The sequence below is a fragment of the Pseudomonas sp. AC463 genome (genome assembly GCF_979253585.1).
The window spans coordinates 328,113-349,913 of record NZ_CEEDDZ010000003.1 but is presented as its reverse complement, the minus strand read 5'-3'; the positions used below and the strand labels follow the sequence as shown (position 1 = coordinate 349,913).

Below are 21,801 nucleotides of genomic sequence, written 5' to 3'. Positions count from 1 at the left end.
AGTGAGGCCGATAGCCATGAACCTGTTTCAATTGCGTGCATTCGATGCCGTAGCCCGCGAGGGCAGCTTTACCCGTGCTGCCGCGCGGTTATTCATCAGCCAGCCGGCGGTGACCGGGCATATCAAGGCGCTGGAAGAGCATTACCAGATCCCCTTGCTGCGCCGTACCGCGCGACGGGTGGAGTTGACCGAGGAGGGCGCGCGCCTGGCAGCGATTACCCGCGCGATCTTCGGCCTGGTGGACGAGGCGCAGACCATGCTGGAGGCCAACCGCCAACTGCTGACCGGGCGCCTGGAGGTCGCGGCAGACGGCCCGCACCTGGTGATGCCGATGATCGCCAGCCTGCGTCAGCGCTATCCCGGGATTACGGTAAACCTGCGTTTGGGCAATGCCCAGGAAACCCTGGCCGCGCTGCTGTCCGAGCATGCGGATGTGGCGGTGCTCACCGAAGTCGAGCCGCGCAACGGTCTGCACCTGCAGCCTCTGGGCGAGTCGCGCATCTGCGCGCTGGTGCCGGCCGCCCATGCGTGGGCGACGCTGCCCAGCGGCATTCAACTCAAGCAGTTGAACGACGTAATCATGGTGTTGCGCGAGCCCAGCTCCATCACCCGGCGCACCTTTGATGCCGCCTGCCAGGCGGCCAACGTGCAGCCCAAGGTGCTGCTGGAACTGGACAGCCGCGAAGCGGTGGCCGAAGCCGTGGCTGCGCAATTGGGGGTAGGGGTGGTGTCGTCGATGGAGGTCAGCCCTGACCCGCGCGTGCACGCCGTGCCGATCCAGGGCGATGGCCTGCTGAACCAGCATATGCTCGGCTGCATGGAGCGGCGCCGCTCGTTGCGCCTGATTCAGGCGTTCTTTGAGCTGGCGTGAAGGCTGTCGCGCATGATCTGCAGAAACGTCGCCACCACCCGGCGCGAGCTCTGTTCCTTGAGGCACACCAGGGTTTCCTTCATGCGCTGGGTGCAATCGCGGATCGGCATCGCGTACACCCGTGAGTCGGCGCCGAATTCCGCCGCCGACACCACGCCCACACCAATCCCCACCACCACCGCTTCACGGGCGGCTTCGCGGCCTTCGACCTGGATCGCCGGGCGAATGCGCAGCCCGGCCTGGCTCATTTCCTGCTCCAGGGTCTGACGTGTGACCGAGCCGATTTCCCGCAACACCAGCGGCGTGTTGTCCAGGTCGGCGAGGCAGATGGAGTCGCGCCCGGCCCAGGGGTGGTTGCACGCCACAAACGCCAGCAATTGGCCGTCGGGTAAGGGCAGCGACAGCAGGCGATCGTCGTCGACGTCACGCCCCAGCAGGGCCAGATCGGCCTGGTAGTTGTACAGGCGAAACAGCGATTCGTCGGTGTTGCCGGTTTCGATCTTCACGCTGATGCCGGGGTATTGCTGGCAGAACCGCGCGATCTGCGGCAACAGGTGCACGGGCGCGTCCACCGCCAGGGTCAGCGTGCCGGTTTGCAGGGCCCTGGAATCCTGCAGCAATTCTTCGGCTTCGGCCTCGATCACAAACAGGCGCTGGGTGATTGCCAGCAGGCGCTCGCCCAGGTCGGTGAGGCGCACCGCGCGTTTATTGCGATGAAACAACAACACACCGAAGCGTTCTTCGAGTTTGCGCACCTGGTCGGAAATCGCCGGCTGCGTGAGGAACAGGCGCTCGGCGGCCTGGGTGAAACTGCCATGGACGGCCACGGCGTGGAAGGCTTTGAGTTGGGCGTGGGACACCGACATCGCGAATCCTCTTACAAGCTGAGCTTATAGGTGAAATACGATAAATCGATTTTACCTATTAGTCAGCCATTGCTTTGATAGCGCTCAACCGCCGAAGGTTGAGTCCTACAACCTCGGGGGCCATGGGTTGGGGAAAACCCGACTCATCTGACCAATGCCGCGCGCACCACGGCTCGGCATTGCAGTGCTCAACCATAAAAAAAACAGGCATTTGCTTCTCGATTCTGCCGGCACACTCACCTGAGGTCAGAACCACCATGAATATCCCTATGGGTAGCATCAAGCGTTGGCGCGTGCAGATTTTCGCCATCACCTGGCTGGCGTACGCCGCGTTCTATTTCACCCGCAAAGCGTTTTCGGTGGCCAAGCTGGGGATCGTCGATGACCCGAGTTTCCCCCTCGACAAAATGATGATGGCCAACCTGGATGGCATTTACCTGGCGGCCTATGCGGTGGGGCAGTTCACTTGGGGCATGCTGGCCGACCGCTTCGGGCCACGGGTGGTGGTGTTGGGCGGCTTGTTGATTTCCGCCGCTGCCGCCCTGGTGATGGGCACCTTTGCCACCTTGCCGATCTTTATCAGTTGCATGCTGATCCAGGGGCTGGCGCAGTCCACCGGTTGGTCGGGGCTGTGCAAGAACCTCGGCAGTTTCTTCCCGGCGCAGCAGCGCGGGCGGGTGCTGGGGTTGTGGAGTTCGTGCTACGCGTTTGGTGGCCTGGTTGCTTCGCCGTTTGCCGGGTGGTGGGCGTACACGTTGATCGGCAGTTGGCACGCGGCGTTTATCTCCAGCGCGGCGGTGGTTGCCGTAGTCGCGCTGCTGTTCTTTATCTTCCAGCGCAACACCCCGCAGGATGTGGGTTTGCCGGCGGTGGAGCCGGAACCGGTATTGACTGAGGAGGAGGCGGCGGCTGAAAAACGTATCAGCGTGCTCGAACCGCTGCGCGCGATATTGCGCAATCGCACGGTGTTGACCCTGGGGCTGGCGTACTTTCTGTTGAAACCGGCGCGTTACGCGATTCTGTTGTGGGGCCCGGTGATCGTGTATGAGCAGATGCCCTCGGTGGGCAAGGTCGGCGCGGCCATCGTGCCCACCGCGTTTGAGTTGGCCGGGTTGCTGGGGCCGGTTCTGATCGGCCTCGCATCGGACAAGCTCTTTGGCGCCCGACGCATGCCGGCCTGTGTGCTCAGCCTGTTGGCGCTGACGATTTCCCTGGCGTTTTTCATGGGTGCATTGCACACCGGCAGCGTGGTGCTGGTGATGGCTTTACTATTTGTGATGGGCCTGACGCTGTACGGGCCGGACTCGATGATCAGCAGCACCGCCGCCATCGACTTCGGCACCGCCAAGGCCGGTGCCACGGCGGCAGGCTTTGTGAACGGCTGCGGTTCGGTGGGCGCGATCCTCGGCGGGTTGCTGCCGGGGTACTTCGATACGGTCACGGTATTTATCGTGTTTGCCGGCGCCGCGCTGTTTTCCTCGCTGGTGCTGATGCCTTACTGGAACGCCAGGCCCGCCGTGCTTGCCCAGGTCGGGGATTTTGTCCCGGACCGCAGCGTCTCGATCAAACCCTTGCGGACCTGAGGCGCCTGGCCGGTTTTTTGGTGGATTAGAGTGTTTTTGCGCTATAAACTCTGCCCCCAAAGCGCCGGCCAGTAGACGTTTGGGCGCGATGGACAGAAGAGAGTGAGTCATGGGCGCACAGTGGAAAGTCAAACATAAAGAAGCGGCATCCAATGCCAAGGGCAAAATCTTCGGCAAGCTGGTGAAAGAAATCACCATCGCCGCGCGCAACGGCGCCGACACGGCCACCAACGCCCACCTGCGTCTGGTGGTGGAGCAGGCCAAAAAGGCCTCGATGCCCAAGGAAACCCTGGAACGCGCGATCAAGAAGGGCGCCGGTCTGCTCGGCGAAACCGTGCAATACCACCGCGTGACCTACGAAGGCTTCGCCCCGCACCAGGTACCGCTGATCGTCGAGTGCGTGACCGACAACATCAACCGTACCGTGGCGGAAATCCGCGTGGCGTTCCGCAAGGGCCAGTTGGGTGCTTCCGGCTCTGTGGCCTGGGACTTCAACCATGTAGGCCTGATCGAAGCGTCGCCGGATACCCCGGACGCCGACCCGGAAATGGCCGCCATTGAAGCCGGCGCGCAGGATTTCGAAGACGGCGAAGAAGAAGGCACCAGCCTGTTCATCACCGAAACCACCGACCTCGACGCCGTGCAGAAAGCACTGCCGGAGCAGGGCTTTACCGTGTTGTCGGCGAAGCTGGGTTACATCTCGAAGAACCCGGTGAGTGGTTTGACCGACGAGCAGATGGCTGAGGTTGAAGCCTTCCTTGAAGGCCTGGACAACCATGATGACGTGCAGGATATGTTTGTCGGCCTGGCGGGCTGATTTCCAACTGAAGAAATGCCGTTAAAAATGTGGGAGGGGGCTTGCCCCCGATGAGGGTGTGTCAGTCAATAAATCTGTAACTGACACACTGCCATCGGGGGCAAGCCCCCTCCCACATAGGTTTAGTGGTGTTGGATAGATTGCAGTATGGCTGTGATTTCTTCGAACCCCGGCCGCACCAACACCTCCGGCTTGCAGCACCTTTGCTGAAGCTCAACCAATGCGGGGTCGATGGAGCCTGCTTCAACCCGCTCCAGCAACTCCCCCAACAACACCCCGAACGCCCGCACTTCAATGCGCTGCAACGCCCTGGTCTCCAGAGTATCCGCCGCGGCATGAAACGACGCCGCGCCAAAGTCCCCAAGCAAACAATCGCCCGCCGAGTTCCACAGGATATTGTGGCCGTACAGGTCGCCATGGGTGATGCCGTGCCGGTGCAGGTGCGCGGCCACCGAGGCGATGCCGCGTGCCATGCGCAGCGCCACAGCGAGGCTGAAACGGGTTCCCGGCGCGTAGATGTCCCGCGTGCAGGACGCCAGGCTCGGCAGGGCGGCGAGGTTGCGGTAACTCGGGTCGATCAGGTCCATCACCAGCGCGGCTTGGTCTTCAGGATGGCCAACCACGCGGCCCTGCACCTTGATCAGGTTGGGGTGCAGCCCGGCGGCGATGCAGGCTTGCATTTCGTGCAGTGGTGAACCGTCACTGGTGATGGTGCCTTTGTACAGCTTGACCGCCACCGGCAACGCCTGCGGTTGCCACAGCGCCTTGCGGATAACCCCCGAGGCGCCTTCCCCGAGCACTTCGGCGAGTTCCAGCTCGGCCCAGGGGATATCCGGCGTGGCGTCATCGGCGGCCAGCTCCACGGCCATTTCCACCGGGTTGCCGGCGTAGGCCAGCCAGGTCAGGCTCGGCAGCGCCAGCAGCCACTCGGGCAGGCGGGTGAAGCGGTTGGAGGCGATGCGCAGCAGCTCAAGGTTGTGGCAGTTGGCCAGGCTGTGCGGCAGGTCGCTCAATTGGTTGCCGGCCAGCATGAGTTTTTGCAGGAGCGGGCGCTCGCCCAGTTCGTCGGGCAATTGGCCGATCCGGTTATCGGTGAGGATCAGCCAGCGCAACAGCGGTGGCAGCGCGGCGGCGGGTACGTGGCTGATCTGGTTGGCCTTGAAGCCGATCATGCTCAGCTTCGCGCACTGGCCCAGGCATTCGGGCAGTTCGGTAAAGGCGTTGTCCGAGCAGAACAGCACGCGCAGGTGCGGCAGGCGGTGCAGGTCGTCGGGCAGGCTGCTCAGGGCGTTGCCGCTGAGGTTGAGGATTTCCAGCGAGTCGGCCAGTTCGAAGATTTCCCGGGGGAATTCGGTCAGCCCGCAGGCCAGGTCCAGGCGCGTGATGCCGGCCAATTGGCCGGCCTTGAGTTGGGCGAGGGTATGCATGAAAGGGCGCGATCACTCAATAAAGGGCGTTAGTGCGGCTCATGATACCGGCTCAAGCGCCTGAGGCTGCAATTGGTTCAGGCGGCTGGCGGTGCGCGCCAGGTCGATGGCCTGGCCAGCGAGGGATTCGGCCAGGGGGCGCGCGCCGATCAGGGTCAGTTGCTTGTCCTGGTCGTAGAGCACGTCCACCAGGTTGATAAAGCGCTGCTGCACGGCGATCGGGCAATCCGCCAGCTGCGGCAGGCCGTCGATGATCCAGTGGTCGAAGTCCTGGCACAGCAGCAGGTAGTCCATCACTGCCGTGAGCTGTTCGCAGAGGTCGTTGAAGGTGAACGCGATGGAGCGTGCCTGCTGGCGGCGGCACGTCAGCTGCCGTTTGCCCACGGTGAGCGATTGCGCCGGGCAATCCGCGGCGGGCAGGTTGAGCGTTTTACGTTGCGCCGCCGTGCCCGGCCATACGTACTGGCCGTGGGTGAAACGCTGTGAGCCCTGGGCCTGGGGCAGGCTGCGAAAGTCCTGGGGCGAACTGACTTCCAGCACATCCATGCGCGCCGCGATCAGGTCGATCACCGGCTTGAAGCGTTCGTGGTACAGCGGGTTGGGCAACAAGCCTGCCGGCGGGTAGTTGGAGGTCACCAGTACCAGCACGCCGCGTGCAAACAACGCCTTGAACAGTCGGGTGATCAGCATCGCATCGCCGATGTCATGCACGTGGAACTCGTCGAAGCACAGCACGCGGCAGCCTTGGAGTAACTCGTCCAGGGTGACGGCCAGCGCGTCGTCATGCGCGCGATGCGTGAACATCCCCCGGTGCAGGCGCGCGAAAAAATCGTGGAAGTGCACGCGCTGTTTTTCGGCGATAGGTAACGCCTGGAAAAAACCATCCAGCAACCAGCTTTTGCCGCGCCCCACCGGCCCGTGCAAATACAGGCTGCGGGCAGGCTGGCCGGCCAGCAGGTGCTGGCTGGCACGCGCCATGGCGGCAATCGCCTGGGCCTGGCCTGCGCTGAGGGTGTAGCCGTGGTGTGCGGCTTTGTTCTGGAAGTACGTCGGGATGGGCGAATCGCCGAGAGCGTCGGTTTTTTTACCGAGCAGGCGACGGATCAGGGAAAACGCGGCCAATACGAATCACTCTGTCATGCGGTGGTCGCCCACTTTAGGCCGCCCGCCGCCATTTGACCAATCGAGAAGGGCGCCGCCCGCTATCTCGAAAAGGCATGACGCGGGCAAAATCCTGTCCGGACTGGCAGTTTCTGTCTGAGTGACTAACCTCCTACACAGCAGTTACCCCTGTACAAGGATTTGGGGCAGTGAAGGGACGAGCAGTATTGGCAGTCATGGGTGCGATGCTCTGCGGCACGGCTTACGGTGCGCAACTCCAGGTGGAGGTGCGTATTGACGTGCAGCGGGGTTGCCAGTTGGTGGGCACCACCCGCAGTGCTGGCACCGAGCAACTAGGTGTTTTGGATTTTGGCAGCGGCCCGCGTCTGGATGACCCGGCCGGGCCCCTGAGTGCGGCGTTGATCAGCCAGCGCCAGCCGCGACTGGAGTGCAATCCCGATACGCCGTACCAGATGCGCGTGGACGGCGGCTTGCACGGTGGCACCGGAGAAGTGCGCTACCTGAGCGCCGACACCCCTTCGAGCAAACCCATTCCCTACCGCATTTATGCCGACGCCGCACGGCGTATCGCGTTGCCGGTCGACGTGCCCCTCAGCGGCCGCGTGCCGGATTCCGGAACCGTCGACCTGCCGCTCTATGGGCGGATCGAACCCCTCAAAGACATTCCCGCCGTGGGTCGTTATTCCGACCTGCTCAAGGTCACGGTCACATGGTGAGCCGATGCCTGGCCCTGGTGGCCATGGGCGGCTTGCTGCTGCTGGCGGATGACGCGCAGGCAGGCGTCGCCGGGCAGATCCACGCGCGCCTGGTGATTACCGCCAGTTGCGAGGTCAGCAAGAACGATGACAGCGCGCCCGTGACCCCCACCGGTGGCACGGCGATGCTCGACTTCGGCAGCCAGGGCCCGACCTGGAACACCACGTTGGGCGCTGGCGTCACGGATGGCAACAAGGCGCCGCTGTCAGTGTCTTGCAACCCCTCGGTGGTCAGCAGCTTCACCGTGACCATCGACGGCGGCGCCAATGGCGATGGCACCACTCGGCGCCTGAGCAATGGGCGCCTGATGATTCCCTACACGCTGTGGGCCGACCCGCAGGGCCGCAGCGCCTACAGCATCGGGCAGCAACGCAATTTTGTCGTGACCCGGGGTACGCAGATACCGATCCCGGTATTCGGCACCGTAGTGGCAAATACCAGTGCCTTACCGGCAGGGATCTACACCGACACGTTGACGGTGACACTGGACTGGTAACTCAAGAGGATGAAAACCATGCATGCACTTGTATCTAAAGCAGTATTTCCATTGATGGCGTTGGCCTGGGTGTCGGGTTCGCAGGCGGCTACCGTCGCGGGTACGGTCACCGCGACCTTGGTCTTGACCAGCAGTTGCCAGGTCAACGGCGCGACCGCAACCGGCGGCATGAGCTTCGGTGCGTTGAACTTCGGTACCGCCAACAGCCTGTTCACCGAAGCTGACGGCCAAGTGCTGGGCGGCGGCGGTGGCGCGTTGTCGATCCTGTGTTCATCGGGTACGTCGCCGACGCTGACGGTGTCTGCCGGCGCCAATGACGGCAAATCCACCGGCGGCGCGCGGGCGCTGTATGACGGGGTTGCCAACTATGTGCCGTACGACCTCTACACCGACAGCGGCCATTCAAATCTGCTCGCGATCGGCGGCGTCATCAACCTGGCGCCGAGCACCGGCGTGGCCCAGGCCGTGAACATCTACGGTAAGGCCTCCGGCAAGGCGGGGCTGCCGGCGGGTACCTACACCGATACGGTCAACGTCACGCTGACATTCTGATCGCGATGAACCGCGCGGGGTGGGCAGGGTTGGTGGTGTGCATCGGCTGGGGGATGCCGGTGTCGCTGCTGGCGGTGACCAGCCAGACATTCCAGGTCAGTGCGACGATCACGCCGGGATGCCTGGTGGCCAGCGGCGGCACCCAATACGGCAGTCTGGGGTTCGGCAGTTATTCGGCGCTGGCAACCAGCACGCAGTCGGTTGCGTTGAGCAATTCGGTGACGCTGCAATGCACGCCCGGTGTGGCGCTGAGCATGACGGTCGACGGCGGTTTGTATAACAGCGGCGGTCGCCGCATGCAGCTCAACAGCGGGACGGCCAAGGTGGCTTATCAACTCTTCAGCAATGCGGCGCTGAGCCAGAGTATCGGCATCAGCCAAAGTGTCAGCGTGGCGTACAGCAACGCCAATAACATCACCCTGCCGATTTACGGCCGGGTGCAGCTACCAGGTAATACGCCTGGGGGGACATACAGCGACACGCTGCAGGTGCAGCTGACGTGGTAAGGCGATGGCTATAAGGAGTGGACTTATGTTTGCAGCTTCCCGGCAGTGGTGGGTGGCATGTGTGTGCGGGTTGCTGGCGGGGCAGGTGCAGGCGGCCAGTTCGGTGCTGATCTGGCCGATCGACCCGGTATTGGAGGCCGATCAACAAGCCAGTGCGTTGTGGTTGGAAAACCGCGGCACCGAGACCGCCAACTTGCAGGTGCGGGTATTTGCCTGGAGCCAGAGTGGCTTTGACGAGCAATACCAGAACCAGCGCGATGTGATCGGCAGCCCGCCCGTGGCGAAGATCGAGCCGGGCCAGAAGCAACTGGTGCGCCTGACCCGCACCAAGGATGTGCCGCCAGGCCGCGAAGTGGCCTATCGCATCATCATCGACGAAATCCCTTCGGCCGTGCCCGTGGCCGCCCCGGCAGACGGCAAGACCGCAGCAGCCGTGCGTTTTCAGATGCGCTATTCGGTGCCGCTGTTTGCCTATGGCCCGGGCCTCTGGAGCAAGGTGGACGGCACGCGCGACCGTGACCCGAAGACCGCCGGCAAGCCTGATCTGAGCTGGAAAAAGGTCACGGTTGGCGGGCGTAACTATGTGGAAATGCACAACCAGGGCGCCGTGCATGCGCGGCTCACCGATGCCAGTTTCAAGCAGGGCGGGCAGTCCCGTCCGCTGGTGGAAGGGCTGATGGGGTATGTGCTGCCGGGCGCGACCATGCGTTGGCAGGTGCCCGACGGCCTGCCAGCCGACCAGCCGTTGCAGGTGCGGGTCAACGGCGCAACGCAAGTGGAGAACCTTGCGCCGGGGCGATAAAGCGGTGCGAAAGGGCAAGGAATAGCCCCTGGATTTAACGGATGGAGATGTCCATTGAAGGACGCAATGCCTTGGTGAGCCACGGTCAGGCTCGTTGTCTATGGCGGTCGGTGTGGTGGGTGGTGGGAAGCGTGTCGGGTGTGGCCTGTGCGGCACTGGGCCAGGCCGCGCCATTGCCGCCCCCTCCCAGCAGTATGGAGGCTGTAGCCGATGCTCAGTTGTTTCTGGAACTGGTGGTCAACCAGCGCGAGACCGGCCGCGTGGTAGCTGTCAGCCAGCGGGCGGGTGGGCTGTTTCTGCCGGCGAGCGTCTTGCAGGACATCGGCATAAAGCTGCCGGCGCAGGTGCCCGCCGAACTCAACTTGGACACGCTGCCGGGTCTGCACACTGATTACGACAGCCAGGCCCAGCGCCTGGTACTGAGCGTGCCGCCCGCCTGGTTGCCGGCGCAATTGATCGGCGACCGCAGCAACTACCCGCGCACCCAGGCGCTGACCAGCTTCGGCGCGTTGCTCAACTATGACGCCTACCTTAACGACACCGACGACAGGGACACCTACCTGGGCATCTTCAATGAGGTGCGCCTGTTCGACACCTGGGGCACCCTGAGCAACACCGGCCAGTACCGCACCACCCTGGGTCGCGAATCCCAGGGCGGCGCGCTTAACAATGGTTACCGGCGCTACGACACCACGTGGCGTTTCTCCGACGATCAGCGCCTGTTGACCTATGAGGCGGGCGACGTGATCAGCGGCGCCTTGCCCTGGAGCAGTTCGGTGCGCCTGGGCGGGGTGCAGGTGTCCCGTGACTTTGGTGTGCGCCCGGACCTGGTGACCTACCCCTTGCCGCAGTTCGCCGGGGAAGCGGCGGTGCCGTCGTCGGTCGACCTGTTCATCAACGGCTACAAATCCAGCAGCGCCGATTTGCAGCCTGGCCCCTATACCCTGACCAACGTGCCGTTCATCAACGGTGCCGGCGAAGCGGTGGTGGTTACCACCGACGCCCTCGGCCGGCAGGTGTCGACCACCGTGCCGTTCTACGTCACCAGCACCCTGCTGCAGAAGGGCTTGTCGGATTTCTCGGTTTCGGCCGGGACCTTGCGGCGCGACTACACCGTGCGCGATTTTGGCTATGGGCCCGGCGTGGCCAGCGGCACCTTGCGCTACGGGGTGTCGGATGCCTTTACCCTGGAAAGCCACGCAGAAGCGGCCGGCGACCTGGCGCTGGGCGGCGTGGGCGGCAACCTGCGGCTGGGTAACTTTGGTGTGCTCAATACGGCGCTCAGCCAAAGCCAATTCGACGGCGAGTCCGGCCAGCAGTTGAGCCTGGGTTATCAATACAGCAGCCAGCGCTACAGCCTGTCGTATCAGCGGGTCGAGCGGCGTGATCAATACGCCGACCTGACCCTGGTGGACACCCCCTACGCCAGCCTCAGCAAGCGCAGCGAACAGGTCACGTTGAGCCTGAACCTGAATGATTTTGGCAGCCTGGGCGTCGGCTATTTCGATGTGCAGGCGGCGGATGACTCGCGCACCCGCCTGCTGAACCTGACCTGGAGCAAATCGTTGTGGCGCAACACCAGTTTCTACCTGTCGGCCAACCGCGAAATCGGCGACAGCAACTGGGCCGTGCAGGGCCAACTGGTGATTCCCTTCGACATCTACGGCAGCCTCAGCCTGGGCAGTGAACGCAGTAACAGCGGCCAGGTGCAGCAGCGGGTCAACTACAGCCGCGCCGTACCGGCGGGCGGCGGTGTGGGCTTCAACCTCGGGTACGCCAGCGGCGACGGCCCGGCCTATCGCCAGGCGGACCTGACCTGGCGCTTGCAGTCGGTGCAGTTGCAGGCCGGCGTGTATGGCACCAGCGAAATGCAGACGCACTGGGCCGATGCCAGCGGCTCGCTGGTGTGGATGGACAAGCAATTCTTTACCGCCAACCAGGTCAACGATGCCTTCGTGGTGGTGAGTACCGACGGCTTTGCCGGGGTGCCGGTGCGCTACGAAAATCAGGTGATCGGCGAGACCGATCGCAACGGGCATCTGCTGGTGCCCTGGAGCAGCGCCTACTACCGCGCCAAATACGAGATCGACCCGCTGAACCTGCCTTCCAACGTGCAGGTGCCGAATGTCGAGCAGCGGGTGGCGGTGCGTCGCGGCAGTGGTTACCTGCTGGAGTTTCCAGTACGCCGGGTGATCGCTGCAAGTATCACCCTGGTGGATGCCAGGCATCAGGAGCTGCCGCTGGGCAGCCAGGTGCGCCACGAGCAGAGTGGCGGGTTGGCGGTGGTCGGTTGGGATGGCCTGGTGTACCTGGAAAACCTGGCGGCGCATAACACCCTGCAAGTCACCGTCGGCAGCGGGCAGACCTGCCAGGCCAGCTTCGACCTGGATATCACCGAGGAACAGGTGCCCTTGATCGGGCCGCTGGTTTGCCAATGACATAAGGAGTGTGCGTGTGCGGGTCAAGGCGTGGCTGTGGAGACTGTTGCTGTTGGCGAGCCTGGGGACGGCGGCGCAGGCGCAGGGCGCGTGCAGCGCAGTCGCCACCGCGCCGGCGAGCTTTGGTTCGGTGAGTTCGATGACGGTGCGCACCACCGCGCAGGCCAGTTCCACCACCAATGCGGGTCTCAGTTGCACACCGCTGGTGTTGTCGGTGTTGGGCTCGGGTGACCATTTCTACGCAACCATCACCGGCTCCACTCAGGGCGGGATGGTCGGGCCGACCGGCGATGTGATCGGCTATTCCATCTATGGCAACAACTCCACGACCTACCCGATAACGCGCGGCGCCCGCTTCGACTTTGGCGGCACCGGCGGCATTGCCCAGACCTATGGGCTGGTCTTCGGGCCAGGCACCAAGACCTTGCCCCTGTACTTCGCCAGCCTCACCGGCAGCAATGTGGCGGCGGGCCTGTACAGCGAAACCCTGAGCATTATCTGGAACTGGGACTATTGCTCCGGCATCAACCTGATCGGTATCTGCCTGGGGCGCGACACCAAAAGCGGCACCAGCACATTGACCGTGAGCATGCTGGTGACCAACGACTGCCAGATCACCACACCGCCCATCGCTTTTGGCAGCGCGCCGGTGGTCAGTGGTTTTTCCACCGTGACGGGCCAGGCCAGCGTCAATTGCACCAAGGGTAGCGCCTACACCGTCGGCCTCAGCGATGGCCAGCACCCGGTGAGTGCCGGCGGAAGGCGGCAGATGATTTCCGGTAGCAATTTATTGGCCTACGACATCTTCGTCAGCGCCGGCACCACGCGCTGGGGCAGTGTCGGCGCGGCGCGGCGTGCCAGCGCCACGGCCGACATCAACCCCGGCAACGGCTTGGGCACCGGCAGCCAGGTATTCAACTACAACGCCAGAATCTACACCGACCAGGCCACGCCGCCGGGGGGCACCTATATCGACAATGTGGTGCTGGACGTCGGTTTCTAGAACTTCAGCAACGACGGGGCAGGCTGATCCACCGGGCTGACCACCGCGTAGTTGTAGCCCGCACCAGACCAGTATTGCGCCTGCAACCCGTCGGCGCTGCGGCTGCCAGGCGGCAGGAAACCGTTTTCCGGGCCCGGTGGGCGAATGTAGAAACTGATGCGCCGACCTTGCGGGTCTTCATACAGCACCATGGCGGCCGCACCTTGCTCGGTGGTGAGCAGGCGCCCGCTCACTGGGGTGAAGCCCGCCGCGCTCAAGTCCGGCAGGCGGTGGGCCTGGTTGAAATAGCGATCGAGCCAGGCCTGCATCGTGCCGCCGCCCTGGGTGTTGTAGTCGGCGGGCATGATGCCGTCCTGGGCAAACAGGCGGAACGCTTGCATCGCGTCGGCCATCGGCTGCATGGGCGGCTGCGTGGCCTCACGCGCGTGCCAGCCGCCCAGACCGCCCAGGCTCACAGCCAGCAGCAGCACTGCCGCCGTGGCGAAGTGGCGACGCGATTGGTGCTTGATGCGCTGACGAATCAGCGCCGGGTCCAGTTCCGGGTTGGCCGGCTGTTGCAGGGCGCCGCCCAGCGCGGCGCGCAGCAATTGCGCGTCTTGCTGCCAGGCGTGGACCTGGGCCGCGACGTCGGGGTGCGCGGCCAAATAGGTTTCAAGCACGCGGCGATCGCTCTCCGTGAGTTGGTGGTCGACGTAGGCATGCAAATCGCGTTCGCTGGGGGGCAGGCTGATCATTTGAGTATCCGCAGGGAAGGGCTGGCAATTTCGCCATCGCTGAGTTGACGCAGGGCCTGGCGCGCCCGGGACAGGCGCGACATCACGGTGCCGAGGGGCACGTCCAGAATCTCGGCCACCTCCTTGTAGCTCAGGCCCTCGACCGACACCCACAGCAGCAGGGCGCGCTGCTCGGTGTTGAGTTGGTCGAAGGCCTGCAGGGTTGACTGGGCGATCACCGTGCGCTCCACCGAAGGCTGCGCATCATCGCGCCCGGTAAAAAATTCCAGCATGCGCGCATACCGGCGGCTGCGGCGGTGGGCATCGAGGAACTGGCGATAGAGGATCGAGAACAGCCAGGCACGCAAGTCGCCTTCGGTGCGTTTGTCGTCCCAGCGGGTAATCGCCCGTTCCAGGGTCGACTGCACCAGGTCGTCGGCGCTGCTGGCGTTACGGGTCAGGGACACGGCAAAACGCCGCAGCCTGGGGATGAGTTCGCGTAACTGTTCGTCGAGTTCATGCATGGTCATCTGGCTGGTCACTACGCTGGGACTAGAGAGACGTCCGGCGTTGAAGGTTATTCCCTTTGTTTGCAAATAAATCCGTGGCCAGGGAATAGAGCGGATCGGCGTTCGTCTTATTGCTCCGACCTTATGTTCCACCCCTAAGGCCTCTGGCCCTGGAGTTCTTGCATGGTAGATCACTCATCACCGCCCCGTCCTCCGTTGAGCACTGCGAGCCTGATCGCGCGACTCGCGGGGATCGGTGCCGTGGTTGCCGTTGTTGCCGGGGCATTTGCCTACGTCAATGGCACCCTCGACCCACAACGCCTGCGGCCGAAAACCCTGGTCAATGCCTTGGAAACCAATAACGGCGTGCACCCGGGATTCCGCCGTAACCACGCCAAGGGCGTGTGCGTGGCCGGGTATTTCGAGAGCACCGCCGAGGCGCGCGGCTACTCCAGCGCGCAGGTGTTCAGTGCGGCCAGAACCCCGGTGATTGGCCGCCTGGCCCTGCCCAGCGGCAACCCCTACGCGCCGGACAGCAGCGTGCCGATCCGCAGTTTTGCCGTGCAATTCAGTCAGGCCAACGGCCAGCAGTGGCGCACGGGGATGAACAGCATGCCGGTGTTCCCGGTGGGCACGCCCGAGGCGTTCTACCAGATGCTCAAGGCCGGCGCGCCAGACCCAGCCACCGGCAAGCCGAACCCCGCCAGCATGCCGGCGTTTTTCGCCGCCCATCCCGAGACGGCGGCGTTTCTGGCGTGGGTCAAAACCGCCAAGCCTTCGGCCAGCTATGCGACCGAAACCTATAACGGCATCAACGCGTTTTATCTGGTGGGCGCCGATGGCAAACGCCAGGCCGTGCGCTGGGGCGTGGTACCGCAGAGCCAGGATGCCCCGGGCGATAGCGCGCCGGCGGGCAACGATTTTCTCGAGCAAGATTTGGTTCAGCGCCTGGCCGCAGGGCCCGTACGCTGGCAGTTGAACATGACCCTGGCCAACCCCGGCGACCCGCTGGATGACGCCAGCAAGCCCTGGAGCGGCGAGCACAAGGTACTGAACGCCGGCACCCTGGTTGTGCAAAGCAGCCAGCCGCAGGCGGATGGCGATTGCCGTGACATCAACTTCGACCCGCTGGTGTTGCCAAGCGGCATCGAAGCCTCGAATGACCCCTTGCTGGCCGCGCGCTCGGCCGCCTACGCCAGTTCGTACCTGCGCCGTGCCGGTGAAGTCAGCCCGCTGCACAGCGCCCCTCAGGAGTCGCAGCCATGAATGCCCAACCCCGGTTTTTCGCACCCCTGGCGCGCCTGCTGCACTGGCTGATGGCGCTGATGGTGATCGCCATGCTGTTTATCGGCGCGGGCCTGGCGGCCTCGGTGTCCGAACGGCATGAATGGTTGATTCACCTGCACAAGCCGCTGGGGATCGCGATCCTGGCGCTGGTGATCGTGCGCCTGGTAGTGCGCTTCTCCACGCGCCAACCGCCGTTGCCCGCCGACTTGCCGCTGTGGCAGGTGCTGGCGGCCAAGGCGTCGCATCTGGTGCTGTATGCCTTGATGCTGGTGTTACCACTGCTGGGCTGGGCGATGATTTCGGCGGCGGGTGACCCGGTGATGCTCAGCAGTTCGGTGCAGCTGCCGGCGCTGGTCGGGGCGAATGCACCGTTGTTTGCCGTACTGCGCAAGGCCCATGGGTTTCTGGCTTACCTGCTGTTTTTGACCGTGCTGGTGCACCTGGCAGCGGCGTTGTTCCATGGGTTGATTCGGCGGGATGGGGTTTTGCAGAGCATGACCGGTAGCAAAGACTGATGCCGGTCTGATTTGTGGTGAGGGGCTTGTGTGGCGAGCGAGCTCGCTCGCCACAACAAGCCCCATAGCGCTTAGCGCAGCTTATCGACGATATCGGCCACAGTGCTCAGCACGTCCTTGCCCAGTTGTTTCGAGCGATCACCCGACCAACCGGTTTTTGGGTTGGGTGCGTCGTCATTGTCCTTGAACGGCATTTCCAGGGTCAGGGACAGGCAATCGTACTTCTGGCCCACGGCGTTGCAGGCCAGGGTCATATTGGCTTCGCCCGGCAGGTCGCGGGTGTAGCCGTGGGTGGTCTGGAAGTCGCGGGTCAGCGCGCTCAAATGGCGGCGGAAGTGTTTTTCAAGGGCTTCGATACGCGGGGTATAGCCTGGGTTGCCTTCACAGGCGGCGGCGAACACGTAGGGGATTTCTTCGTCACCATGAATGTCGAGGAACAGGTCGACGCCGTATTGTGCCATCTGCTGCTGCACGAACAGCACTTCCGGGCTGATCTCCTGGCTGGCGTTCTGCCAGGCGCGGTTGAGGTCCTGGCCCATGGCGTTGGTGCGCAGGTGGCCGTGGAAAGCGCCGTCCGGATTCATGTTGGGCACCAGGTAGAGGTCAGCCACCGCCAGCAGTTTTTTCAGCTCGGCGTCGCCGTCCTGTTGCAGGCGTTCGATGATGCCTTCCATAAACCATTCGGCCATGTGCTCGCCAGGGTGTTGCTGGGCGATGATCCAGACCTTGCGTCGGCCTTCGCCACCCTTGCCACGGCGCAGCAGTTGAATATCGCGGCCCTCAACACTTTTACCGGTGGCGAGCAGTTGGGTACCGGCGCGGTTCAGGGCCTGGTCGATCAGCCAGTCGTGGCGCTCGCGGCTGTAGGGTTCGAAGTAGGCAAACCAGGCGTGCTTCTCACGGGTCTCGAGGCTGATGTGCAGGGTGTCGCCGTCAAAGCGCGTGGGCACTCGAAACCAGTTGATATGGTCGTAGGACGCCACGGCGTTGTAGCCGCTCCACGCGTGGTTGTAGGAAGACTTGCCCGCGTTGCTCAGGCGGAAGGTGTGGGTGTGGCCCACGTGCATGCCTTCAGCCTTGAAGTGGAACCATTGGAAATGTTGGCTACGGGTGTCGGGGTTGATCGCCAGCAGCAACTGATAGGCATCGCTGGCATCGAGTACCTGGATATTGCCACTGTCGAAGTCGGTGCTGATCTTGATGGAGGTCAAGGCCACGGTCATAGTCTGGTTGCCTGATTATGAGTGTTGTGGCGGCTATCTTACACAGGAGTCTGGTAAAGGCTGGATGCAAAATTGTTGCAGAGGGGGAGGGGGCGTCGTCCATGACGCGGCCGCAGCTTAGGGTCTATGAGATTGATTCTCAAGCGCTATTTCGTAGAGATGTGGGCTAGAGCGTTCGACTGGCTTTCTTTTGGCGATGGTCATTTGCTACCATGCGCGCCATCGAGCAACACACAGTCTTCATTAGCCTGAAGCCATGCCAGGAAAACTGGCAAAAAAAAGACCCGGCCAAAGAGCCGGGTCAAAAACCGTGATTAGCCTGATGAGGAGATATTCCAAGAGTCCGACCTAAGGTCCCTTGGTCTATCGACTGATCTCGCGATCAGCTAGGTCCAATAATAATCATTATCATTTGCAAGTCAAATGTTTTTATCCATGAGATAGAAATATTTTTCCTACCGCCTGTTACACATTTGCCTGAGCCTCTGGCGCTTGCAACGACCGCTCCACCATGGCCTTCGCCATATCAATCAAATACACCACTGAAAACGCCAGGTCGCGGTGGTTGCCTTGATGGCTGCTCGCCGATTCATAGGCCGTGGCCGCCGCACTGCGCAGCAAGTCCGAGGCGTGTACCAGGGCTTCCTCCTGGCTGACGCCCGGCTTGATGGCGAACAGCACCCCATCCGGGTCGGGCGCCGACAGGTTTTCTCTCAAGTAAAAATCCAATGCGCGCTGGGCCGCACCGCTGCTGCGCAGGCCGTGCAGGTCATCGTTTTCGGGGGTGTCGGGCAGGAGGTACGGGCTGGTCGTCATAAAGGCGCTACTCTGGAGTGGGGGGCAAAACCTTAGGCTCGATAATAGTACGTATCGTATTTATGTCCCTTTATGGATTACTACAAACTGTTTATTGCCCTGAAAAATCCACCCCGTATTGTCAGCGCCCATGGATAACTGGATAGCGTTGGTCAAAGCCAACATGAAAGACCGCAAGGTCACGCAGGATGAACTGGCCGAACGCTTGGGCATGTCCCAGGGCGGCGTTGGCCATTGGCTCAACAAACGTCGTGTGCCAAGCCTGGCGGACATGAACCGGGTGCTGGCGGAGCTGGGGCTGGGGTACCTGGAGGTCGCGCTGGAGATACGCGAGCGGGCGGCCGACTTACCGGCCCTGGAAACCCACTACAACCCGTATTTCCGCTACCCGGTCAGCGACTGGAAAGGGGCTTGCGAAGTGCGCGAGGAACGCGCCACCTATGGCGCCGCGCGCTTTGAACTGACGGACTACCACGCCCAGGGCGAAGCGTTCTGGCTGCCGGTGACCGGCGACGCGATGACCGCCCCCAGCGGGCTGAGCATCAGTGCCGGCATGCTGATCCTGGTGGACCCGGCCATTCCCGCCGAACCCGGCAAGCTGGTGGTCGCGCAGTGGGCCGACAACCCCCAGGCCACCTTCCGCCAGTTACTGGAAGAGAGCGGCCAGCTGTACCTGGTGCCGCTCAATCCAACCTACCCCAAGCAGTTGTTTACCGAAGGTTGCCGCATCCTCGGCGTGGTGGTGCAGGCCACGGCCAGGTTCTAGCTGGCCGTTTCGAGTTCGACCAACGCGCAACCTTCGGCAACCATTTCGCCTTCCTGGCAGAACAGCGCCTTGACCACCCCGGCGTGGGGCGCACGGATGCTGTGCTCCATTTTCATCGCTTCGAGCACCACCAATTGCGTGCCGGCCTCCACGCTTTGGCCGACCTCCACCAACACCCGCACGATGCTGCCATTCATGGGCGCCGTGAGGCCGCCCTGGTGCGACTGGTTGGCCTCCACGGCCGCAATCGGGTCGAACAGGCTGACGCCGTGCATCTCGCCGTCCCAGCGCAAAAACAGCGTGCCGCCATTGCGCACGGCCAGATGGGCGCGACGGACACCCTGGTGCTCGATCAGCAACTGTTCAGCGTGCAACTGCGCTGCGGGTTGAGCCAGCGTGACCAGTCGATCCTGCCCGCCGCAGCTCAAATGCAGCGAGACTTCGGCCGGTAACCCCGCGCGAAACCCGCGTGTATCGGCCCACGGCCCGTCGCCCGCCGGCAAGCTCTGCATAAATGCCGAGCCGGCCGCCTGCCAGAACTCATCGCTCAGCACCCCGGGCGTCGGCAACAACTCATCCTGATAGCGCGGAATAAACCCGGTATCCAGGTGCGCCGCCGCAAACGCCGGATGCCCGATAATGCGCCGCAAAAAGCCGAGGTTGGTCTTCAGCCCGCCGACGGCAAACTCATCCAGCATGCTCAGCAAGCGCAGGCGCGCCTGTTCGCGGTCCTCGCCCCAGGCAATCAGTTTGCCCAGCATCGGATCATAGAACGGCGAAACACTGTCGCCTTGCGCCACGCCGCTGTCCACGCGGCGGCCCAAGCCCGGTGTGGATTCGCGGTACAGCGCCAGGTGCCCGGTGGCGGGCAGGAAATCATTGGTCGGGTCTTCGGCGTACAAGCGCACTTCAATCGCATGGCCGATCAGCGGCACCTGGTCCTGGGTGATCGGCAGCGCCTCGCCCTGGGCAACGCGAATCTGCCAGGCCACCAGGTCCAGGCCGGTAATCGCCTCGGTCACCGGATGCTCCACCTGCAGCCGCGTGTTCATCTCCATAAAGAAGAATTCGCCGCGCGCATCGAGCAAAAACTCCACGGTGCCCGCGCCGACATAACCGATGGCCTGGGCCGCGCGCACGGCGGCGACGCCCATGGCCTTGCGCTGTTCGGCACTCAGGCCGGGCGCGGGTGCTTCTTCCACGACTTTTTGATGGCGGCGCTGGATCGAGCAGTCCCGTTCATTGAGGTACAGGCAGTGCCCGTGCTGGTCGGCAAACACCTGGATCTCCACATGGCGTGGCTTGAGCAGGTATTTCTCCACCAGCATCTGGCTGTTGCCGAACGAGGACAGCGCCTCACGCTGGGCCGAGGCCAGGGCTTCGGCCAGTTGGTCGACATGCTCGACCACTTTCATGCCTTTGCCGCCGCCACCGGCCGTGGCCTTGAGCAACACCGGGTAGCCGATGCGTGCGCAGGCGTCGCGGAAGGTGTCCAGGTCCTGGGCTTCGCCGTGGTAACCCGGCACCAGCGGCACACCGGCTTTTTCCATCAGCGCCTTGGCCGCCGATTTGCTGCCCATGGCGTCGATGGCCGAGGCGGGCGGGCCGAGGAAGATCAGGCCGGCGGCTTCAATCGCGCGGGCAAAGCCGGCGTTTTCCGACAAAAAACCGTAACCCGGATGGATCGCCTGGGCACCGCTGGTCTTCGCGGCGGCGATGATTTTGTCGATTTGCAGGTAGCTCTCGCTGGCCTTGCTGCCGCCCAGGTCGACGCGGATATCCGCTTCACGGCTGTGGCGCGCATCACGGTCGATAGCGCTGTGCACCGCCACGGTGGTCAGCCCCATGGCCTTGGCGGTGCGCATCACCCGGCAGGCGATTTCGCCACGGTTGGCCACCAATACAGTGGTCAGTGTGCTCATGAACGCGGCTCCTGTGGTTGCCAGCTTGGCGCGCGTTTTTGCAGGAAGGCGCGCAAGCCTTCCTGGCCCTCGGCGCTGACGCGGATGCGCGCAATGGCATTTTCGCAATAGCGGCGCAGGGCCGGGGTGAGGGCGCCGTTGCCCACTTCACGCAGCAGGTCCTTGCTGGCGCGCATGGCGGCCGGGCTGTTTTGCAGCAGGTTGGCGACCCAGTGTTCAACCTGTTGATCCAGCTCGCCGGCCGGATAGCTTTCTGCCAACAGGCCGATGTCCCGCGCGCGCTGGCCACCAAAACGCTCGGCGGTCAGGGCATAGCGCCGCGCCGCGCGTTCGCCGATGGCTTGCACCACGAACGGGCTGATCACCGCCGGGGCCAGGCCGATGCGCACTTCCGACAGGCAGAACTGCGCATCATCGGCGCCGATGGCCATGTCGCAGCAACTGATCAGGCCCAGCGCGCCGCCGTAGGCCGCACCTTGCACCACGGCCAGGGTCGGGATCTTCAGCTTGGCCAGGTTGTACATCAGCTCTGCCAGCTCGCGGGCGTCGTCCAGGTTGGTGTGGTAATCCAGCTCGGCCGATTGCTGCATCCAGGCCAGGTCGGCGCCGGCGCTGAAGTGTTTGCCGCGCCCGCGCAGGACTAAAAAGCGCAGGGCCGGGTCACCTTGCACCTGGTCGAGGGCGAGGATCAGTTCGCGGATCATCTCGGCGTTGAACGCGTTGTTCTTGGCTTCACGACTGAGCCACAGCGTGGCGAAACCACGGCTGTCGGTAATCAGTTCGAGGGTGTTGAAATCGCTCATGGGGTACA

At 63.4% G+C, this 21,801-nt stretch carries 22 protein-coding genes; 13 read left to right on the top strand and 9 right to left on the bottom strand.

Features of this window, described 5'->3' with window-relative positions; genetic code table 11:
• Nucleotides 1–16 precede the first annotated feature (16 nt).
• A complete protein-coding gene (locus tag AC0IYH_RS05670) occupies nucleotides 17–871 on the top strand; it encodes a LysR substrate-binding domain-containing protein (RefSeq protein ID WP_471833224.1) in 855 nt (284 codons plus the stop codon).
• Here the strand turns inward: AC0IYH_RS05670 and AC0IYH_RS05665 are convergent.
• Nucleotides 847–1,737 (bottom strand): LysR substrate-binding domain-containing protein, encoded by an 891-nt coding sequence (locus AC0IYH_RS05665; RefSeq protein ID WP_116629852.1) that lies wholly within the window; start codon nucleotides 1,735–1,737, stop codon nucleotides 847–849. The genes AC0IYH_RS05670 and AC0IYH_RS05665 overlap by 25 nt on opposite strands.
• 257 nt (nucleotides 1,738–1,994) lie before the next feature.
• Between AC0IYH_RS05665 and AC0IYH_RS05660 the strand changes: the two genes are divergently transcribed.
• Both AC0IYH_RS05660 and AC0IYH_RS05655 read left to right on the top strand, forming a co-directional pair.
• A complete protein-coding gene (locus AC0IYH_RS05660; RefSeq protein ID WP_471833222.1) occupies nucleotides 1,995–3,320 on the top strand; it encodes an MFS transporter in 1,326 nt (441 codons plus the stop codon).
• Between the two features lie 109 nt (nucleotides 3,321–3,429).
• The gene (locus AC0IYH_RS05655) at nucleotides 3,430–4,137 is read left to right on the top strand and encodes a YebC/PmpR family DNA-binding transcriptional regulator (protein WP_116629849.1); all 708 of its coding nucleotides are present in this window, start codon (nucleotides 3,430–3,432) and stop codon (nucleotides 4,135–4,137) included.
• Between the two features lie 122 nt (nucleotides 4,138–4,259).
• Here the strand turns inward: AC0IYH_RS05655 and AC0IYH_RS05650 are convergent, their stop codons facing one another.
• A complete protein-coding gene (locus tag AC0IYH_RS05650; RefSeq protein ID WP_471833220.1) occupies nucleotides 4,260–5,564 on the bottom strand; it encodes a protein kinase in 1,305 nt (434 codons plus the stop codon).
• A gap of 39 nt (nucleotides 5,565–5,603) precedes the next feature.
• The gene (gene zapE / locus AC0IYH_RS05645; RefSeq protein WP_471833219.1) at nucleotides 5,604–6,686 is read right to left on the bottom strand and encodes a cell division protein ZapE; all 1,083 of its coding nucleotides are present in this window, start codon (nucleotides 6,684–6,686) and stop codon (nucleotides 5,604–5,606) included.
• A 215-nt stretch (nucleotides 6,687–6,901) separates the two neighbouring features.
• Here zapE and AC0IYH_RS05640 point away from each other — a divergent pair, with 215 nt between their 5' ends.
• Genes AC0IYH_RS05640 through AC0IYH_RS05610 form a run of 7 tightly spaced genes read left to right on the top strand, consistent with a single transcriptional unit; the run spans nucleotide 6,902 to nucleotide 13,239 of the window.
• A complete protein-coding gene (locus AC0IYH_RS05640; RefSeq protein WP_471833236.1) occupies nucleotides 6,902–7,402 on the top strand; it encodes a Csu type fimbrial protein in 501 nt (166 codons plus the stop codon).
• Nucleotides 7,396–7,938, top strand: coding sequence for a spore coat protein U domain-containing protein (locus tag AC0IYH_RS05635; protein WP_116629845.1), 543 nt, complete (start codon nucleotides 7,396–7,398; stop codon nucleotides 7,936–7,938). Before AC0IYH_RS05640 ends, AC0IYH_RS05635 begins: the two co-directional genes overlap by 7 nt.
• An 18-nt stretch (nucleotides 7,939–7,956) precedes the next feature.
• Nucleotides 7,957–8,490, top strand: a complete 534-nt coding sequence (locus tag AC0IYH_RS05630; RefSeq protein ID WP_116629866.1) for a Csu type fimbrial protein — start codon at nucleotides 7,957–7,959, stop codon at nucleotides 8,488–8,490.
• A gap of 5 nt (nucleotides 8,491–8,495) precedes the next feature.
• Nucleotides 8,496–8,996 carry a Csu type fimbrial protein gene (locus AC0IYH_RS05625; RefSeq protein WP_122771593.1) on the top strand — a complete coding sequence of 167 codons (501 nt, stop codon included), beginning with the start codon at nucleotides 8,496–8,498 and terminating at the stop codon, nucleotides 8,994–8,996.
• A gap of 25 nt (nucleotides 8,997–9,021) precedes the next feature.
• A complete protein-coding gene (locus AC0IYH_RS05620; protein WP_116629843.1) occupies nucleotides 9,022–9,798 on the top strand; it encodes a fimbrial biogenesis chaperone in 777 nt (258 codons plus the stop codon).
• 41 nt (nucleotides 9,799–9,839) lie between these two features.
• Nucleotides 9,840–12,236: a fimbria/pilus outer membrane usher protein gene (locus AC0IYH_RS05615; protein ID WP_471833215.1), complete on the top strand. Its 2,397-nt coding sequence runs from the start codon at nucleotides 9,840–9,842 to the stop codon at nucleotides 12,234–12,236.
• A gap of 16 nt (nucleotides 12,237–12,252) precedes the next feature.
• Nucleotides 12,253–13,239 (top strand): Csu type fimbrial protein, encoded by a 987-nt coding sequence (locus tag AC0IYH_RS05610; RefSeq protein ID WP_471833213.1) that lies wholly within the window; start codon nucleotides 12,253–12,255, stop codon nucleotides 13,237–13,239.
• On the opposite strand, the gene AC0IYH_RS05605 is transcribed toward AC0IYH_RS05610, so the two are convergent.
• Together AC0IYH_RS05605 and AC0IYH_RS05600 are read right to left on the bottom strand one after the other, a co-directional pair.
• On the bottom strand, nucleotides 13,236–13,973 hold the full coding sequence (locus AC0IYH_RS05605) for an anti-sigma factor family protein (protein WP_471833212.1): 738 nt from the start codon (nucleotides 13,971–13,973) through the stop codon (nucleotides 13,236–13,238). The two genes, AC0IYH_RS05610 and AC0IYH_RS05605, sit on opposite strands and share 4 nt — an antisense overlap.
• Nucleotides 13,970–14,476: an RNA polymerase sigma factor gene (locus AC0IYH_RS05600; RefSeq protein ID WP_471833235.1), complete on the bottom strand. Its 507-nt coding sequence runs from the start codon at nucleotides 14,474–14,476 to the stop codon at nucleotides 13,970–13,972. Before AC0IYH_RS05600 ends, AC0IYH_RS05605 begins: the two co-directional genes overlap by 4 nt.
• Before the next feature lie 168 nt (nucleotides 14,477–14,644).
• On the opposite strand from AC0IYH_RS05600, the gene AC0IYH_RS05595 reads away from it, so the two are divergent.
• Both AC0IYH_RS05595 and AC0IYH_RS05590 read left to right on the top strand, forming a co-directional pair.
• Nucleotides 14,645–15,727 carry a catalase family peroxidase gene (locus tag AC0IYH_RS05595; protein ID WP_471833211.1) on the top strand — a complete coding sequence of 361 codons (1,083 nt, stop codon included), beginning with the start codon at nucleotides 14,645–14,647 and terminating at the stop codon, nucleotides 15,725–15,727.
• The gene (locus AC0IYH_RS05590) at nucleotides 15,724–16,263 is read left to right on the top strand and encodes a cytochrome b (protein WP_471833209.1); all 540 of its coding nucleotides are present in this window, start codon (nucleotides 15,724–15,726) and stop codon (nucleotides 16,261–16,263) included. The genes AC0IYH_RS05595 and AC0IYH_RS05590 overlap by 4 nt, the downstream gene beginning before the upstream one ends.
• 71 nt (nucleotides 16,264–16,334) lie before the next feature.
• Here AC0IYH_RS05590 and AC0IYH_RS05585 read toward each other — a convergent pair whose 3' ends face one another.
• Together AC0IYH_RS05585 and AC0IYH_RS05580 are read right to left on the bottom strand one after the other, a co-directional pair.
• Nucleotides 16,335–17,486 (bottom strand): M14 family metallopeptidase, encoded by a 1,152-nt coding sequence (locus AC0IYH_RS05585; RefSeq protein WP_471833207.1) that lies wholly within the window; start codon nucleotides 17,484–17,486, stop codon nucleotides 16,335–16,337.
• Between the two features lie 465 nt (nucleotides 17,487–17,951).
• Nucleotides 17,952–18,302, bottom strand: coding sequence for a DUF6124 family protein (locus tag AC0IYH_RS05580; protein ID WP_116629836.1), 351 nt, complete (start codon nucleotides 18,300–18,302; stop codon nucleotides 17,952–17,954).
• 130 nt (nucleotides 18,303–18,432) lie between these two features.
• Between AC0IYH_RS05580 and AC0IYH_RS05575 the strand changes: the two genes are divergently transcribed.
• Nucleotides 18,433–19,068, top strand: coding sequence for an XRE family transcriptional regulator (locus AC0IYH_RS05575; protein WP_116629835.1), 636 nt, complete (start codon nucleotides 18,433–18,435; stop codon nucleotides 19,066–19,068).
• Here the strand turns inward: AC0IYH_RS05575 and AC0IYH_RS05570 are convergent.
• Nucleotides 19,065–20,990: an acetyl/propionyl/methylcrotonyl-CoA carboxylase subunit alpha gene (locus AC0IYH_RS05570; protein ID WP_471833205.1), complete on the bottom strand. Its 1,926-nt coding sequence runs from the start codon at nucleotides 20,988–20,990 to the stop codon at nucleotides 19,065–19,067. The two genes, AC0IYH_RS05575 and AC0IYH_RS05570, sit on opposite strands and share 4 nt — an antisense overlap.
• A complete protein-coding gene (locus AC0IYH_RS05565) occupies nucleotides 20,987–21,793 on the bottom strand; it encodes a gamma-carboxygeranoyl-CoA hydratase (RefSeq protein WP_116629833.1) in 807 nt (268 codons plus the stop codon). Before AC0IYH_RS05565 ends, AC0IYH_RS05570 begins: the two co-directional genes overlap by 4 nt.
• Between the last annotated feature and the right edge of the window lie 8 nt (nucleotides 21,794–21,801).